General features: G+C 70.3%; 16 protein-coding genes and 1 pseudogene. 12 read left to right on the top strand and 5 right to left on the bottom strand.

The features are described from left to right. The first annotated feature begins 49 nt into the window (after positions 1-49). The 9 genes and pseudogenes from ACWGJM_RS43770 to ACWGJM_RS43730 form a co-directional block, all read left to right on the top strand. Positions 50-841, top strand: a complete 792-nt coding sequence (locus ACWGJM_RS43770) for a maleate cis-trans isomerase family protein (protein WP_453417350.1) — start codon at positions 50-52, stop codon at positions 839-841. Further along, a complete protein-coding gene (locus tag ACWGJM_RS43765; RefSeq protein ID WP_453417349.1) occupies positions 838-2,106 on the top strand; it encodes an FAD-dependent monooxygenase in 1,269 nt (422 codons plus the stop codon). Before ACWGJM_RS43770 ends, ACWGJM_RS43765 begins: the two co-directional genes overlap by 4 nt. 49 nt (positions 2,107-2,155) lie before the next feature. Then, positions 2,156-3,031, top strand: a complete 876-nt coding sequence (locus ACWGJM_RS43760) for an FAD binding domain-containing protein (protein ID WP_453417348.1) — start codon at positions 2,156-2,158, stop codon at positions 3,029-3,031. Then, the gene (locus ACWGJM_RS43755; RefSeq protein ID WP_453417347.1) at positions 3,028-5,415 is read left to right on the top strand and encodes a xanthine dehydrogenase family protein molybdopterin-binding subunit; all 2,388 of its coding nucleotides are present in this window, start codon (positions 3,028-3,030) and stop codon (positions 5,413-5,415) included. Before ACWGJM_RS43760 ends, ACWGJM_RS43755 begins: the two co-directional genes overlap by 4 nt. After that, positions 5,412-5,924 carry a (2Fe-2S)-binding protein gene (locus ACWGJM_RS43750; RefSeq protein WP_453417346.1) on the top strand — a complete coding sequence of 171 codons (513 nt, stop codon included), beginning with the start codon at positions 5,412-5,414 and terminating at the stop codon, positions 5,922-5,924. The genes ACWGJM_RS43755 and ACWGJM_RS43750 overlap by 4 nt, the downstream gene beginning before the upstream one ends. Continuing rightward, a complete protein-coding gene (locus ACWGJM_RS43745; RefSeq protein ID WP_453417345.1) occupies positions 5,921-6,586 on the top strand; it encodes an SRPBCC family protein in 666 nt (221 codons plus the stop codon). The genes ACWGJM_RS43750 and ACWGJM_RS43745 overlap by 4 nt, the downstream gene beginning before the upstream one ends. Next, a complete protein-coding gene (locus tag ACWGJM_RS43740) occupies positions 6,579-7,253 on the top strand; it encodes an isochorismatase family protein (RefSeq protein WP_453417344.1) in 675 nt (224 codons plus the stop codon). The genes ACWGJM_RS43745 and ACWGJM_RS43740 overlap by 8 nt, the downstream gene beginning before the upstream one ends. A 23-nt stretch (positions 7,254-7,276) precedes the next feature. Continuing rightward, positions 7,277-8,179: an alpha/beta fold hydrolase gene (locus ACWGJM_RS43735; RefSeq protein WP_453417343.1), complete on the top strand. Its 903-nt coding sequence runs from the start codon at positions 7,277-7,279 to the stop codon at positions 8,177-8,179. Further along, positions 8,172-8,306, top strand: a pseudogene (locus tag ACWGJM_RS43730) (XdhC family protein); the annotation flags it as partial. The gene ACWGJM_RS43735 and the pseudogene ACWGJM_RS43730, both read left to right, overlap by 8 nt. A gap of 210 nt (positions 8,307-8,516) precedes the next feature. Here ACWGJM_RS43730 and ACWGJM_RS43725 read toward each other — a convergent pair. The 3 genes from ACWGJM_RS43725 to ACWGJM_RS43715 form a co-directional block, all read right to left on the bottom strand. Next, entirely contained in the window at positions 8,517-8,675 is a 159-nt protein-coding gene (locus ACWGJM_RS43725; RefSeq protein WP_453417377.1) for a hypothetical protein, read from the bottom strand. A 184-nt stretch (positions 8,676-8,859) separates the two neighbouring features. After that, positions 8,860-9,501, bottom strand: a complete 642-nt coding sequence (locus ACWGJM_RS43720; RefSeq protein WP_453417342.1) for a DUF6518 family protein — start codon at positions 9,499-9,501, stop codon at positions 8,860-8,862. Positions 9,502-10,051: 550 nt separating this feature from the next. Continuing rightward, complete coding sequence (locus tag ACWGJM_RS43715) at positions 10,052-10,315, bottom strand: hypothetical protein (protein ID WP_453417341.1); 264 nt, start codon at positions 10,313-10,315, stop codon at positions 10,052-10,054. Positions 10,316-10,609: 294 nt separating this feature from the next. Here ACWGJM_RS43715 and ACWGJM_RS43710 point away from each other — a divergent pair, with 294 nt between their 5' ends. Both ACWGJM_RS43710 and ACWGJM_RS43705 read left to right on the top strand, forming a co-directional pair. Continuing rightward, positions 10,610-10,837: a hypothetical protein gene (locus ACWGJM_RS43710; RefSeq protein WP_453417340.1), complete on the top strand. Its 228-nt coding sequence runs from the start codon at positions 10,610-10,612 to the stop codon at positions 10,835-10,837. Between the two features lie 359 nt (positions 10,838-11,196). Continuing rightward, entirely contained in the window at positions 11,197-11,778 is a 582-nt protein-coding gene (locus tag ACWGJM_RS43705) for a glycoside hydrolase family 25 protein (RefSeq protein WP_453417339.1), read from the top strand. 687 nt (positions 11,779-12,465) lie between these two features. Here ACWGJM_RS43705 and ACWGJM_RS43700 read toward each other — a convergent pair. Next, positions 12,466-13,290 carry a LysR family substrate-binding domain-containing protein gene (locus ACWGJM_RS43700; protein ID WP_453417338.1) on the bottom strand — a complete coding sequence of 275 codons (825 nt, stop codon included), beginning with the start codon at positions 13,288-13,290 and terminating at the stop codon, positions 12,466-12,468. 303 nt (positions 13,291-13,593) lie between these two features. Here ACWGJM_RS43700 and ACWGJM_RS43695 point away from each other — a divergent pair, with 303 nt between their 5' ends. Continuing rightward, entirely contained in the window at positions 13,594-14,013 is a 420-nt protein-coding gene (locus ACWGJM_RS43695; protein WP_453417337.1) for a CBS domain-containing protein, read from the top strand. Between the two features lie 127 nt (positions 14,014-14,140). On the opposite strand, the gene ACWGJM_RS43690 is transcribed toward ACWGJM_RS43695, so the two are convergent. Beyond that, positions 14,141-14,314 (bottom strand): hypothetical protein, encoded by a 174-nt coding sequence (locus ACWGJM_RS43690; protein ID WP_453417336.1) that lies wholly within the window; start codon positions 14,312-14,314, stop codon positions 14,141-14,143. Positions 14,315-15,107 lie beyond the last annotated feature (793 nt).

Genomic DNA, 15,107 nt, shown 5'->3' with positions numbered 1-15,107 from the left:
GCGCCGCCGCGGGCACTCCCGCCGCCGAGCGGAAGGGCCGGTGCAGCTGATGGCCGAGCACCACATCGGCATGATCGTGCCGAGCTCGAACCGCACCATGGAGACCGAACTGCCGCGCATGCTCCGGGCGAGGGAAGCGGCCGAGCCCGGGGACAGCTTCGTGTTCCACAGCAGCCGGACCCGGATGCGGAACGTCACCCTCGAAGAGCTGCGGGACATGAACGACCAGGTGTCCCGCGCCGCAGGCGAGCTGGCCGATGTCCAGCCCGACGTCGTAGCCTCCGCCTGCCTGGTGGCGATCATGGCCCAGGGGCCGGGGGCGCACCGCGCGGTGGAGGCCGACATCGCCTCGGCCCTGCGCGAGCAGCACTCCGACGCCGCCGTCCTGTCCAGCGCGGGCGCCCTGCTCACCGGGATCGCGGCCCTCGGCGCGCGGCGGGTCGCCCTGATCACCCCGTACGCCAAACCGCTCACCGCGATGGTCACGCAGTACATCGAGGACGCGGGCACGGAGGTCGTAGACGCCCTCAGCCTGGAGGTGCAGGACAATCTGGCCGTCGCCCGCCTCGACCCGCAGGACCTCTTCCGGCACTGGAAGCGGCTCGACCTGACCGGAGTGGACGCCATCGTGCTGTCCGCCTGCGTCCAGATGCCCTCGCTGTCCGCCATCGAAGGGGTGGAGGAAGCGTCCGGCCTACCCGTGCTCTCGGCCGCCACCTCCACGACCTTCGCGATCCTCGACGCCCTGGGCCTGCCCACGACCGTCCCCGGCGCCGGACGCCTGCTCAGCGGCACGTACACCACGCCGGTGCCCGACAATGCGAAGGACGCGCAGCCGTGAGCAGCCAGTCGTACAGCGTCATCATCGTCGGCGGCGGCCTGGGCGGTCTGACCGCGGCCCTCGCCCTGCGCCAGAAGGGCCTGCGCACCACCGTACTGGAGCAGGCCTCCCAGCTCGGTGAGGTGGGTGCCGGAATCCAGACCGCGCCGAACGCCAGCCGGATCCTGATGGGTCTTGGTCTGCGTCCACGGCTGGAGGCGATCCGCACCGAACCGCAGGACCAGGTACGCCGCCGCTGGAAGGACGGCCGGATCATCGCTCTGACCGAGCTGGGGGACCGTTGCCTGCGCGACCACAACGCGCCCTACTGGCACTATCACCGCGCCGACCTGCACAAAGCCCTGCTCGACGCGTGCCTGGACCCGGACGGTGCCGGGCCCGTGGTCGAGGTGCACACCGACAGCAGGGTCATCGCCCTCGACCGTGGCGAACCGGCCAGGCCCGTGGCGGTCACGTCCGACGGCCGCCGTCACACCGGGGATGTCCTCATCGGCGCCGACGGCATCCGCTCCCGAGTACGGGACCTGCTCGGCCTGCCGGACACCCTGGAGTTCTCCGGCGAGATGGCCTACCGGGCGCTGATCCCAGGAGACAAGATCGCCGCCGACCCGGCGACCCGCTGGCTGGTGGACCGCTTCCAGAGCACGATCTGGTTCGGCCCCGGCCGGCACCTCGTGCACTACATGATCCGCGGCGGCGAATATCTCAACGTCGTCGCCATCGTGCCGTGCACCCCGGGCGTGGCCGAGCAGTGGACCGCCCCCGCCACGGCCGACGAGATGGCCGAGGCGTTCTCCGGCTGGGACGACCGGGTCGCGGCCATGCTCTCCAAGGCGGAGGGTGACGCCGGCGCATGGGCGATGTACCGTCGCCGCAGAGACCCGATCTGGGTCGACGGACACGTCGCACTGCTCGGCGACGCCTGCCACGCGATGCTGCCCTACCAGGCGCAGGGCGCTTCCCAGACGATGGAGGACGCGGCCGTCCTGGCCGAGGAACTCGGGCGGGTGCCGGTCGCGTCGGTCGGCGAGGCGCTCATCCGGTACGTGGCGCGCCGCGCCAAGCACGCCGGCATGGTGCAGGACGCCGCGCTGAACAACATGACCCTCTACCACCTCCCCGACGGTCCGGAACAGCGTGACCGCGACGAGCGCCTGAAGCACTTCAGCGGCGAGTCGGACGTCTCCTACCAGTGGCTGTGGCGGGGCACTCCTCTCCAGGACCCCGACGCCGAGGCGTTCGACTATCCCTTCGCCTCTCCGTGACCGGTCGCCCCGTCCGGCTCCGGCCACCCAGCGCAGCTCCGGGAGGACCATGAAACCCGCCGCATTCACCTACCATCGGGCCCGCGACGTGGCCGGCGCCGGTGCCCTCCTCGCCGAGCTCGGTGCACTCGGTGAGGAGGCGAAACTCATCGCCGGCGGCCAGAGCCTCGTGCCGATGATGAACTTCAGGCTCGCCCGGCCCCAGCACCTGGTCGACATCGGCGGCCTGCGAGAGCTGCGCTACATCCGCCAGACCGCGCAGGCCGGCCTGCGGCTGGGCGCGCTGACGACCCACCGCGCGGTGGAGACCGCACCCCCCGACGTCCTCGGGCCGGACTTCGCGGTCGTACGCCGGGCCATGAGCTGGATCGGGCACCTGCCGATCCGCTGCCGCGGTACGGTCGGCGGCAGCATCGCCCACGGTGACGCGACCGCCGAGTGGTGTCTGCTCGCCGTGCTCCTGGACGCCGAGACCGTCGTTCAGGGTCCTGGGCGGGAGCCGAGGGTGATCCCCGCCGACGAGATGTTCCTCGGTTTCTACACGACGGCCCTGGAACCGGACGAGGTCATCGTCGAGGTCCGCTTCCCCCACCCGGCCCCGCACGCCGCGCTCACCGAGTTCGCCGAACGCCGTGGCGACTTCGCCACCGTGGCAGCCGGGGTCCGCCTCGACCTCGCGGACGGCGACGTGCGCGGCGGCGCGGTCGCGCTCGGCGGGGTGGCACCGGCTCCCTGCCGGGTACCGGAGGCCGAAGCCGTGCTGGCGGCGGGCGGCCGGCCGAGGGCCGAGCTGTTCGAGGAGTGCGCCGCGGCCGCGGCGGCGGCCGTCGACCCGCCCGACGACGCCCACGGCAGCAGCCACTACCGGCGGCTCCTGATCAGAAAGCTCGTCGTCCAGGCCTGTGAGGAGGCGCTGCCCCGATGACCGCAGCTGAGAACAAATCCCGGAAACCCGAGTTCACCGCCCGTGGCCACTGGGTCGGCGCCTCGGTCCTGCGCCTGGAAGACCCGCGCCTGCTCACCGGGAAGGGCACCTTCGTCGACGACATCCACCTGCCGCGCATGCTGCACGCGCAGTTCGTCCGCAGTACGGTCGCCTCGGGCACGATCACCTCCCTCGACCTGTCAGCGGTCCGCGCCGTCCCCGGGATCGTGGCCGCGTACAGCGCCGCCGACCTGGAGCTGGGCGATATCACCGCCGTGCTCGAACGCCCGTCGTCCGAGTTCACGGTGACCGACATGCCCGTGCTGGCCCGCGACAGGGTGCGCTTCGCCGGTGAACCCCTCGCGATCGTCATCGGCGAGGACCCGTACTCCGTCGAAGACGGGCTGGAGGCGGCGAAGGTGACGTACGAGGTGCGGACCCCGGTCGTCTCGGACCTTCAGGCGCTGGCCGAGGGGGCGCCGCTCGTCCACGACGAGGCGGCCCGCAACACCTTGCTGGACGTGTCCATGTTCGCCACCCCGGGCATCGACGAGGTCTTCGCCGCCGCCCCCTGCGTCGTGAGAGTGCGCAGCAAGACCGGCCGGCAGAACGCCCTGCCGCTGGAGACCCGGGGAGCCGTCGTGAGCTGGGACGAGCGCGACGGCCAGCTCGTCGTCAGGACGTGCACCCAGATCCCGCACCAGGTGCGTACGGTCATGGCCCGCGCGCTCGGCCGCGAAGAGAACTCCGTCCGCGTGCTGGTGCCCGACATGGGTGGCGGCTTCGGCCAGAAGTGCGTGGTCGGCCGGGAGGAGATCGCGGTCGCCGCCGCGGCGCTGTGCCTGGGCCGCCCGGTCAAGTGGATCGAGGACCGCAAGGACGCACTGAGCGCCTCGTTCCTCGCGCGCGAGCAGCGCTATGACGTTCGGGCCGCGTTCGACGACGAGGGCCGGATCCTTGCGCTGGACGCCGACGTGATCTGCGACATGGGCGCCTATTCCTGTTATCCGTTCACCGCCGGAATCGAGCCCCTGATGGCCTCGGCCGAGATGCCGGGCGTCTACCGCGTGCCCGCCTACCGGGTCCGCGGCCGGGCGGTCGCCACCAACAAGGCGCCCAGCGCGCCGTACCGCGGAGTCAGCAGGCCGCAGTACGTCATGGTGGTCGAGCGGCTCTTCGAGCGGGCGGCGCGGGAGCTCGGCATCGACCCCGTCGAGATACGCCGCCGCAACCTGATCACCAGCTTCCCCTACACCGGGGTCAACGGCATCACCTATGACCCGGGTTCCTACCTGGAGTCGCTCAACCTGTGCGAGAAGTCCCTCGCGGACGAGGGCTGGTACGACTTCAGGCGCGAGGCGGTGGCCGCGGGACGGCACGTCGGCATCGGCTTCTCGTGCTTCAACGAGCGCACCGGCTACGGAACGGACGCCTTCGCCAAGCGGAAGATGGCGGTGGTCCCCGGCTTCGACCTGTCCCGGATCCGGATGGACCTGTCCGGCAGCGTCGTGGTGACCACCGGCACGATGAGCCACGGCCAGAGCCATGAGACGACCCTCGCCCAGATCGTCGCCGACCGCCTCGGCCTGGACCTCGCCAAGGTGCGGATCCGGCAGGGGGACACCGACAGCGTCGCCTACGGCTGGGGCACCTTCGCCAGCCGCTCGCTCACCATCGGCGGCAGCGCCGTCGCGCTCGCCGCGGGCAAACTGGGCTTCAGGCTGCGGCAGATCGCGGCACACCTGCTCGACACCACCGTCGAGGACACCGAACTCGACGAGGGCGGGGTCCGCCGGCGGGGCGACCCCGGCACCCGGCTGACGTACGAACAGATCGCGGAGGTCGCCTACCTCCGTGCGCACCTGCTGCCCAAGGACACCGATCCCGGTCTGACGGCCGAGGCCGCCTTCGACGCCCACGGCGACGGTACCTTCTCCAACGCGACGCACGGCGTCGTCATCGAACTCCACCCCGGCACCGGCAAGGTGGAGATCCTCCGCTACATGTGCGTGGAGGACTGCGGCGTCGCGGTCAACCCGCAGGTCGTCGACGGCCAGTGCCGGGGCGGCATCGCCCAGGGCATCGCCGGTGCGCTGTTCGAGCAGGTCACCTATGACGCGCAGGGCGAGCCGTCCTGCGCGAGCTTCATCGACTACAAGGTGCCCACCGCCTGCGAGATCCCGGACATCGCCATCCACCACCTCCAGACGCCGTCCGCCCTCACCGAGAGCGGCGCCAAGGGCGTGGGTGAAGGCGGCACCATCGGCGCCCCGGCCGCGGTGCTCAACGCCGTCAACGACGCTCTGCGCCGTACCGGCGTCGAGCTCGACGACACCCCCATCACCCCGGAGGCGGTACAGCGCGCCCTGGAGGTACCGGCATGAACGACGACCATCTGATCACCCTCGCCGTCAACGGCGAGCGGTACGACCTGCTCGTCTCGGCCCGGTACACCCTCGCGGACGTCCTGCGGCACGAGATGCAGCTCACCGGCACGCACGTGGGCTGCGAACACGGTGTGTGCGGCGCGTGCACGGTGCTGCTGGACGGCGAACCCGTACGGGCCTGCCTCGTCTTCGCGGTGCAGGCCGAGGGCCGCGAGATCCGCACGGTCGAGTCGCTGGCCCCCCATGGCGAACTCAGCGACCTCCAGCAGTGCTTCTCCGCTCACCACGCACTGCAGTGCGGATTCTGCACCCCGGGCTTCCTGATGCTCGCCGAAGGCGTGCTGGCCGAACAGCCCGACAACATCACAAAGGACGAGATCCGCGAGGTCGTCGCCGCCAACCTGTGCCGCTGCACCGGCTATCAGACCATCGTCGAGGCGATCTACGACTGCGCCGCCCGTCGCCGCGCGGCGCAGCCCGCCCAACCGCCCAGGAGCAGCCAGTGATCCTCAGCAACGAAGTAGTGGTGCGTGCCACCCCCCACGAGGTCTTCCGACTGGTCAACGACGTCGAGCGCGTCGTGACCTGTCTGCCCGGGGCGTCGGTCGACGGCCGTGACGGCGACGGCTACTCGGGCGGAGTGAAGGTCAAGGTCGGCCCGGTCTCGGCCGCGTACACCGGCTCCGTGCGCTTCACGGAGGTAGACCACGACGCACTCCGTATGCGGCTCCAGGCCCGCGGGACGGACACCCGGGGCAGCGGCGACGCCGAGGCACAGGTCGACGTCACCATCCACGAGAACCCTGCGGGCGCCCTGCTGCGCCTGGAGACCGACCTCGTGATCCGGGGGAAGATCGCGCAGTTCGGGAAGGGTGCGATCAAGGCGGTCTCCGACAGGCTGCTCCAGCAGTTCGCCGTCAATCTCGGCGCGCTGCTCGACCAGGACCGCGCTCCGGCACCCCAAGGGACGGCCGGCGCCGCCGTCACCGCCCCCGTGCCCGCGCCGGCCGCGGCCGGTGAACTGGACGGCATGGCCCTCCTGATGGGACCCGGCGCGGCGAAGTACGCGCCGCTGGCCGGGGCGTTCCTCTGCGGCCTGGTCCAGGGGTGGCTGCTGGCCAAGGTGTCCTCGCAGTCCCGGCAGCTCAAGGAGTTGCGCCGTGGCTGAACAGCACCTCTACGGGACACCGACCGAAGACGTCTACCGCGAAGCCGGGTTCGGCGCCCCCGTCCGCCGAGGCGCCGCCCCGGCGATCGTCGTCGTGGACCTCACCCGCGGCTTCACCGAAGACCGCTACCCGACCGGCTCGGACCTCGGCGACGTGGTGGCCGCCACCGCCACGCTCATCGACGCCGGACGCGCCCGCGGCGTACCCGTCATCTTCACCGCCATCGCCTACACGCAGGCCGAGGCGGACGGCGACGCCGTCACCTGGCTGCGCAAGGCGCCGGGCATGCGCGCCCTGCGCGAGGACGCGGACGCCGTACACCTCGACCCCCGCCTGCCGCGCCACCCCGAGGACCACCTGATCGTGAAGAAGGGGGCATCGGCGTTCTTCGGCACCGCCCTGGCCTCGCTGCTCACCGGCCTCGGCCGGGACACCCTCCTGGTCTGCGGCGCGACCACCAGCGGATGCGTACGGGCCACGGCCGTCGACGCGGTTCAGTCCGGTTTCCCGGTGCTGGTGCCGCGTGAGTGCGTCGGCGACCGCGCGCCCGGGCCCCACCGGGCCGGCCTCTTCGACATCCAGGCGAAGTACGGAGACGTCATCGGCCTCGACGACGCAGTCGGCTACCTCAGCAGCGCGGAACCCGCCACGCCCCGCCGCCCATGACCCCGCCGCTTCCGGAGCGACCCGTGCCCGTACCCCTGCGCCACCTCACCCAGCCCGCCCTCGCCGACCTGGCCGACATCCCCGCCCGCAGCCGGTGGATCCGCTCGGCGGACCTCCGGCTGCACGTCCTCGACTACGGCAGGGACGGCGTCCCTCTCGTCATCCTGCCGGGCATCACCAGCCCGGCCGTCACCATGGACTTCGTCGCCCGGCACCTGACCGACGCGGTCCGCCCGATCGTGGTCGACGTGCGGGGCCGCGGCCTGTCCGACCGCGGCCCCGGCTACACGCTGCGCGACTACGCGGACGACACCGAGGCCGTGATCGACGGCCTCGGCCTGGACCGCCCGCTTCTGCTGGGCCATTCGATGGGCGCCCGGATCGCCGCCGCCACCGCCGCCCGTGGCAGCCGCCCGCTGCGCGGGACCCTCCTCGTCGACCCCCCGATGAGCGGACCAGGACGCGGCCCCTACCCGACCTCACTGGCCGTCTTCAGGGAACAGCTCGCGCAGGCGCAGCGGGGGACCGGCCCGGACGAGGTCGCCCGGTGGTGGCCCGGCTGGCCGCCCCGGGAGCACGGACTGCGCGCCCGGTGGCTGGCCAGCTGCGACGCCGAAGCCGTCGACGCGACCCACCGCGGTTTCGAGACCGAGGACTTCTTCGACCACTGGCCGCACGTGCCCGCCCCGGTGTGGTTCGTGCACGGCGCGGACAGCCCGGTCGTCACCGCGGCGGATGCGGCGGACGCGGCGCGCGCCCATCCGCGCGCCCGGCTCGCAGCGGTCTCCGGCGCGCGGCACATGGTCTTCTGGGACAACTTCACGGGCGCCCTTGACGCAGTGCGCACCGCGATCCTCGGCATTCTCGAGTCCGGCGGCACTGCGGAGGAGGCGCGGCAAGGCGCACCGGGAATGCGCCATGCGTGACGTACTGGCCGCCCTGACCCGGACCTTGTCGGCCGGCGGACACGCGGGTCTCGCCCCGGTGGTGCGCACCTCATGGTCCGCGCCCCGCCCGGCCGGTGCCTCCCTCGTCGTTTCCGCCGACGGCACTGTGACCGGCAGCGTCTCCGGCGGATGCGTCGAGGGCGAGGTCTACGACCTGTGCCGGCACTGGTCCCGTGCCTGGGCAAACAGGTGGCCGCACTGGTTCTTCGCTGACGATCTTGGCCGTGGTGAGGCTGCGGACGTAGTGCAGGACTGCGGGCACGAGGCCCACGCACGGTGTCTGCGCGGGCCTCGTCGCGGGCAGTGGGCTTCGTCGTCAGTCGTCGTGGTCGGCCTGGTCGTTCGTGCGACGCGAACGGTAGATGGCGCAGCCGATGCCGGTGGCGGCCGCGAACACGCCGGTGAGGGTGGCGTAGACGCCCGCGTACATGGAGGGGATGGTCAGCTGCCAGAAGGTGAGGCCGACGGTGACCACGGCGAGTCCTGGCGGAGAAGGCCGGCGAAGCCCTACATGGGCTTCGGGGCTCCCCAGGTGTGACGTTTGATGACAACTCTGAGTCGCGCTTGGCGAGGCTGTCGCCAAGTTGCTGCCTCGGAGGCATGGACAGCCCATTGTGGGTCGACTGGCGTGGCGGTCGGGTCCACCAGTGTGAAGCCGCTCAAGCGGAGACCTTGTCGAGCAGCCCGTAGACGGCCGTGTACGCGATGAGAGAGGCGACGACCGCCGCAGCCAGACTCAAGCCTCGCTCTTTCCAAGTACGGGCCAGCAACAATGGGAGCGCACAGGCGACCGCACCGCAGGCAAGCGCCTGGAGCGGATACCCGAGAGTCAGCCACGCGTGCAGGCACTCACTTCCGAACAGGCCACCGAACGCGCCCAGCGCGGCGAGTCGCTGCCACAGCAGAGGGCTACGCCGCCACCAGGCGCCGGCGACACCGAACAATGGCCCCGCGATGCATGCCATGGCCAGCCAGAGCAGCGGAAGGACAAGGCTCCCCATGCCGCCTCGGCCGAATTCCGCGTAGCCGTAGTAGCCGACAACGAGGCCGATTTCTGTCAGCGCTCCGGCCGCAGCGAGGCCCCGGAGACTGCCTACGCAACTCGCGAGGACAGATCCCGTGACAAAGGCGAACACTGACCACACGCCGCCGGAGTTCGCCAACTGACTCCAAGGCCATGGAAGCCAGCCTTGAAGCAGGTTCGTCAGGACACCGAGGGCGAGCCCAGCGCCACCGCATGTGGCCAGCGTGGCCGCTGAGTCGCTCGTCGTGGAGCGCGGGAGAGTCAACGTAGGGGGCACCGAGCAGACTATACACGCAAGGTATACACACGGTTTACAGGCGTCCCTCCTGGGGCGACCCGGGTCCTCGGTTCAGCATCGGACAGGTCGTGGAGACGTACCACCCAACCGCGATCCACCACCCAAGATCGTTTGGTGACAGGGCGTAGCACACCCCAAGGGTCCTGCCTCGTGATCGTCTTCTCACCGGTGCCGCTTCCTTTCTTGCGCCGCCACATCGCGGACGCCGCCACATCGCAGCAGGACGTCCACCAGCTGCCACCCACTCAAACGGGGGAGCGGCACCGCTCTCCCGGGCCTTTTGGTCGGGGCCGTGTGGGTGGCCTCCCGGTTCGGCCTGCCCGTGGCCGACATGGTGGCGACACTGCTTCCGTCGGTGGGCGGTCTCTACCTGTCCTGGGCGTCGTTACACGCAAATCGGCGGGGGGCAGCCGAGGAGCGCGGACACAGCGCGGCCGAGATCGCCGATCGCCTGGCGGTCGCTGTGCGCGGGCAATGGGACGCCGGGGCCCGGGTACGTCGGCTGAACGACCCCTATCCGCTTGCGGTGTCATGGCGGGCAGCTGATGAGCGGTTTGCCGAGTCGTGGCCGCTGCTGGGGGAGATGGCCGAGAACTGGCCGTCCGGCCGCGCGTCCGATCTCGACGCCTGGGCCGCCGAGCCCACCGAGCACGCCGAACTGGCCGGTTCCGGTGGGGAGATCACCGAGGTGATCCTGCGACGGGTGCCGACACGCCGCCTTCGCCAGCTCATCCGGCACACCCTGCTGCGCCTGGTCCTCGTCCAGCTGCCACAGCCTCGGCGGGACCGTCATGTACAAGCGGTGCGGCGACGGGATGCGGGTGCTGTCGTGGACGACCGCCCACGGTTTCCCGATCCGGGCCCGGCGTCCGCTGTGCCTCGGCCACGACGACCAGGTCCCAGCCCGGAAGGCCGGTCCGGTGCGCCCGCTCGCACACGGTCACCTTGTCGAACGGCCGCACCCAGGCGACGAGCTCGTCGATGCTCGTAGTGGTGGGAAAGCCCGTCTCGTCACCGCGTAACCGCCACTGCTGCGGCGGCTCTACGAGTGGCTTCATCTGAAGGCCTGACACGGAGTTTGGTCGGGGTGCGCTTGCTGAACGTCGGGGCGGCTGTCGGCTTTCAAAACGGTGGTCTTGCGGGTGGTCTCGGCGGGCTTCGCTGCGATGGTCATGCTGCTCTTGTTGCGCGCTGGAAGGTCCGCACCGCGCGCGCCACATCGGTCGCGCGAGCCATGGCGAACATCCGCCGCGCCTGGGGCGGCGACATCGTCACCAAGGTCATCACCCGCAAGTTGCGCGGTCCGGCCACCTGACAGATCGTGGAAGAGACCGTGGAGGACCGCACCGTGCCGGACTGGCGCGCGAACGCCGGCATCCGGAGCGGCAGCACCGCGAGCGCTACGGCAAGTATGGCGTGGTGGTCGTGGAGAGCACCGGCCTGAGCGGGCCCGCCGACGCAGGCGAGCAGGCCGCCGTGGACCTGGTGGCGCTCGCAGAGCGCCAAGCGCCTGGACCAGAGCCTGTTCGGGGTCCAGTACCCGCCTGAGCCCGAGCCACGGCGGTGCCGTGGACGCCGAAGTCGTCGACGGCTGCCCCCATCGGGCAGAGCGCGACGCTATGCGCGTGGCTGCCTCACGGTGCTCCCTCCGGATCAACGCATCGGAGGACCACCATGACGCTCAAGGGCTACGACGTATCCGCCTTCCAGAACGCGAACTTCCCCACCGCCGGCACCAGCTTCGCGTTCATCAAGGCCACCGAGGGCCGTTCCTACGTCAACCCCAAGCAGAAGGAGCAGACCGCGCACGCCCGCGCCGCGGGCCTGGTCGTCGGCTTCTACCACTTCCTGCACCCGGGCCACATCAAGGAACAGGCGGCCCACTTCGTGGAGGCTTGCGCGAGCATCGAGCACGACCTGCTGGTCGTCGACTGGGAGACCAACCCGGACGGCACCGCGGCGACCTGCGCGGAGAAGGACTCCTTCATCGCCGAGGTCAAGAGGCTCCGCGGCTCCGACCACAAGATCGGGCTGTACTGCAACCGGGACTTCTGGACTCACCGGGACACCACCAGCAATGCGGGTGATTTCCTCTGGATCGCCGAGTACGGTGTGCACGCGGGCAAGCCCAACATCCAGGCCAAGTGGATGTTCCACCAGTTCACCGACGAGCCGCTGGACACCAACGTGGGCAACTTCGCCTCCAAGGCCGAGCTGGCCGCCTTCGCGGGCGGCACCAACGGCAGGAGGAACTAGGGTCCGTCTTCAAAGATCACCGAGTGGTGGATCATGGTGGGGTGATACGTAACCCTGAACTCACCGATCAAGAGTAGGAGTTACTCGCTCCGCGTGACCTGCCGGAACGCTATGGGCCGTGGAAGACTGTCTACACCCGCTGCCGCCGCTACGCGCTCGACGGGCGGGGTGTTCTTGTTCGGGTCGCTGCGTGGCCGCGAGCAAGGGCTGGACTTCGATCTCAAGCTGCTGTAAATGGGGGCGGTGTTCCACGGTTTGGGGCTCGCTGAGCGCTTCCGCCGCATGGACCAGCGTTTCGAGATCGACGGTGCCGACGAGGCCCGCCGTTTTCTGCACGGGCGCGGTATCACCGGCGAGCAGGCCGACCGGGTCCGGACGGCCATCGTCCTGCACACCACTCCCGAGGTTCCGCGGCGCATGGCAGCCGAGGTGGCAGTTCAGCACCCGCCGGAGTCGTCGACGTCCAGGCGTCCAGCGTGCTGGAGTCGCTCCCGTTCCGACCGCTCCCCGGGGCGGCCGACGTCGGCAAACCGGCCGCCTTGGGCCCCAACCGAAGAGACCGAAAAGGACACCCTGTCTGCGGCAGTGGACCACCGCACTCTCGGCAGTGCCGCCGAGCCGTTCCGACACCCCTCACAAGCCAGATCATCCAGCCGTACCCACCTCGCGGCCAGGGATCAAGAACACCTACTGAGGCGCCACAAAGGTTGAAGGACGACCGCGCCGCTGAAGTTGGGGTTGAACGGGACCGGCGCCAACTTCCGGGGTCGCGCCGGCGATCTGCTGGGCCAGGCGGGCGAAGCGGCGTGCGGCAGGTAGCGGGTTGGGAGGCAGCACCACGGCGACGTCGCACCAGGAAACATCGGTGATGACGGGAAAGGCCAGGCCTGGGCGTGCATAGAAGCGGGCGGCGGTGGCTGGCGTGATCGATATGCCACGACCGGAGGCCACGGCCTGCAACTCCGCCTCGAAGGTAGCCGCTTCGTACACCACTGGCGGAGCGTTACCGCCGCGATGGTCGCGCAGGAGCCAGTAGTCACGCCAGGCTCCGCTGCCGGGCGCGGCGACGATCGGCTGGTCAAGGAGGTCTGCGACGCTCACCTCGGTGCGCGCGGCGAGTGGGTGGAGGTCGGACACGCACGCCACCCGGGGCTCGCTGCGCAGAACGCGCACGTCGGATCCGTAAGGGAGGTCGACCGGCGGTCGCAGGATCGCCGCATCGACCGCACCGGTGTCCAGGCCAGCTTCGGGAGAGCGGAAGTCGTACTCCTCGACTTCCAGGGAGACCGGCAGGTCGCAGGCCTCGTCTGATGTGCGACCGTCATCGTCGTCCTCACCGTCCCCGAGGTGAACAACCGGACCGCCCTGACCGTCGTCGTGGGCGTCGGCCTGGGTTTCGTCTGGTGGCTGCTCAGCTTGCGGCAGCGCATCAACGCCTGCAAAGCCGGTCCACCGGCAACGGCGGCGTCCTGACCGTCGCGACGCGCAGGCAGTCTGGGCGTAGATCAACAAGCAGACACCAGCCGCTCCCGTCAGATCCGTCGGCGCGTCTGTCCGCGTGCGGGCAGACGCGCCGACGCGCGCATGGACGTCCTGGCCACATGGCTGCCGAGATGTTGGTCCCGGACATGCCCGGCTACGGTTTCTACGGCTCCCACTCCCGGCACGGCGGCCGCCGCGGACGATCGACAACGGGCGCGACGGGAAGCTTCTGCTGCGGCTGGGCCGGTCGTCAGGTGGAGTTCGGCGCGTGTCGGGTACTCGGTCGGCGCAGCCCGATGACTGCTGTTGCAGAGCCTTCGGAAGGGAGGCGTCATGGTTCAGCATGTACGCGACATCATGACTAGCGAACTGGTGACGGTGGAGCCGCAGGCCTCGGTGACGGCGGTGGCCCGGAAGATGCGTGACGAGGACATCGGAGTCGTCCTGGTGACCGAGGGCGATGAGCTGCGCGGCTTGGTCAGCGACCGTGATCTCGTGGTGCGCGCCTTGGCGGAGGGCGGTGACCCGGAGCAGAGGACCGTTGCTTCCGCCTGTAGCCACGATCTTGTCACCGTGACTCCCGACGAGGATCTCGATCGTGCAGTGGAGCTCATGCGCGAGCATTCCGTCCGCCGCCTGCCCGTCGTCGACGCCGGCCACGCTGTGGGCATCGTGTCCCTCGGTGACATGGCGATCGAACGGGATGCGGAGTCGGCGCTCGGTGACATCAGCGCGGCGAAGCCCAACCAGTAGGGCACGCACCCGCAGCCGGGCTCGGCCGGGGCCAGGCAGTACAGGGCCAGCGCCCCGGCTCCTGAGTTTCCGTGGGTGGCTGATCGCAAGGTCGCGTTCGCACGTCCGACATGCGCATAGGACGTGGTCAGCGCTTGAAGCTGTCCTTCGCCCTCTCCTTGGTGTCGCGGGCCCTGCCCCGGGCCTCCAGTGCGGCTCCCTTGGCTGCGGTGGTCTGGTTGCCGACCGCGTGAGCCACCTTCCTCACCGCCTTCCCGACAACCTGCTCGGCCTTGGCTTTGGCCTTCTCTCCGGCACTCATGTCGGTCCTTTCATCGGCACTCACACATTCGCCTGCCCCTGTCCCCGGCGCGGAAACAGTTGGCGCTGTAACCTTCCGTGTCCGCATGGTCCGGTTTTCGGCATCGGCCTGCCAGCGGGCGAGGTGCTGTCGGTGGTTACGGTGCCGGGGCGGTCTGCGTCCAGGGGATGCGGATGCGGTCGCGGAGCACGTCAACGAGCGCCGTCAGCCGGCTGTCGTTAGAAGGAGACGAAGCCACTCAGCGTGGGGGAGCCGCGGCATGGCGTGCCGCACAGGCCAAGCCAGACGCTGGGCTCCAACGTCGCAGTGCCCTGCCTCTGCAGGACAGCAGGGCCTCGGGCGACCCTCAACCATGCGCCCTGGCCGGGGGCCGCCCGAGACAACCCGATCGCCCGACCGGTGTCGCCCCGGCACTGTGTCCACCGCGCATCCGGCGGCGCGGACGAGCTGCGTACTAAACGTGGTCGGCGGCTCAAGCGGCACCATCCCCACTGGTCCGATTGAGCCGGGCAACCCCAGCGCCGGCTATTGCCACAACGGGAGTCGTGGCGGCGGCACGGCCTCCACACCAGCGCCGGACCCTGTACGACTCTCGGGGTTCCACGACGTCGACCGGCGTCCCTGTTCCCTACTACGACCGAACGTGGGCGAGCGATCCGCAGGTGATGAATGGGGCGAACACCGCCGGCCATGAAGGGGAAAACTTCCCCTTCGGCCTGGGAATGCCCTTCATTACCACTGTCCCCAGCCGGCAACGTTGTAGTCGGATATGGGCGGTCGCCCTGGCCAGGGC

The organism is Streptomyces sp. NPDC054834, from assembly GCF_053611185.1.
This window is presented reverse-complemented; position numbering and strand designations above follow the sequence as displayed.

Excerpts from the sequence above, each read along its gene's own strand:
- ACWGJM_RS43770 (WP_453417350.1), top strand. The coding sequence starts at position 50 with ATGGCCGAGCACCACATCGGCATGATCGTGCCGAGCTCGAACCGCACC.
- ACWGJM_RS43760 (WP_453417348.1), top strand. The coding sequence starts at position 2,156 with ATGAAACCCGCCGCATTCACCTACCATCGGGCCCGCGACGTGGCCGGC.
- ACWGJM_RS43690 (WP_453417336.1), bottom strand. The coding sequence starts at position 14,314 with ATGAGTGCCGGAGAGAAGGCCAAAGCCAAGGCCGAGCAGGTTGTCGGG.
- ACWGJM_RS43715 (WP_453417341.1), bottom strand. The coding sequence starts at position 10,315 with ATGACGGTCCCGCCGAGGCTGTGGCAGCTGGACGAGGACCAGGCGCAG.
- ACWGJM_RS43705 (WP_453417339.1), top strand. The coding sequence starts at position 11,197 with ATGACGCTCAAGGGCTACGACGTATCCGCCTTCCAGAACGCGAACTTC.
- ACWGJM_RS43750 (WP_453417346.1), top strand. The coding sequence starts at position 5,412 with ATGAACGACGACCATCTGATCACCCTCGCCGTCAACGGCGAGCGGTAC.
- ACWGJM_RS43695 (WP_453417337.1), top strand. The coding sequence starts at position 13,594 with ATGGTTCAGCATGTACGCGACATCATGACTAGCGAACTGGTGACGGTG.
- ACWGJM_RS43755 (WP_453417347.1), top strand. The coding sequence starts at position 3,028 with ATGACCGCAGCTGAGAACAAATCCCGGAAACCCGAGTTCACCGCCCGT.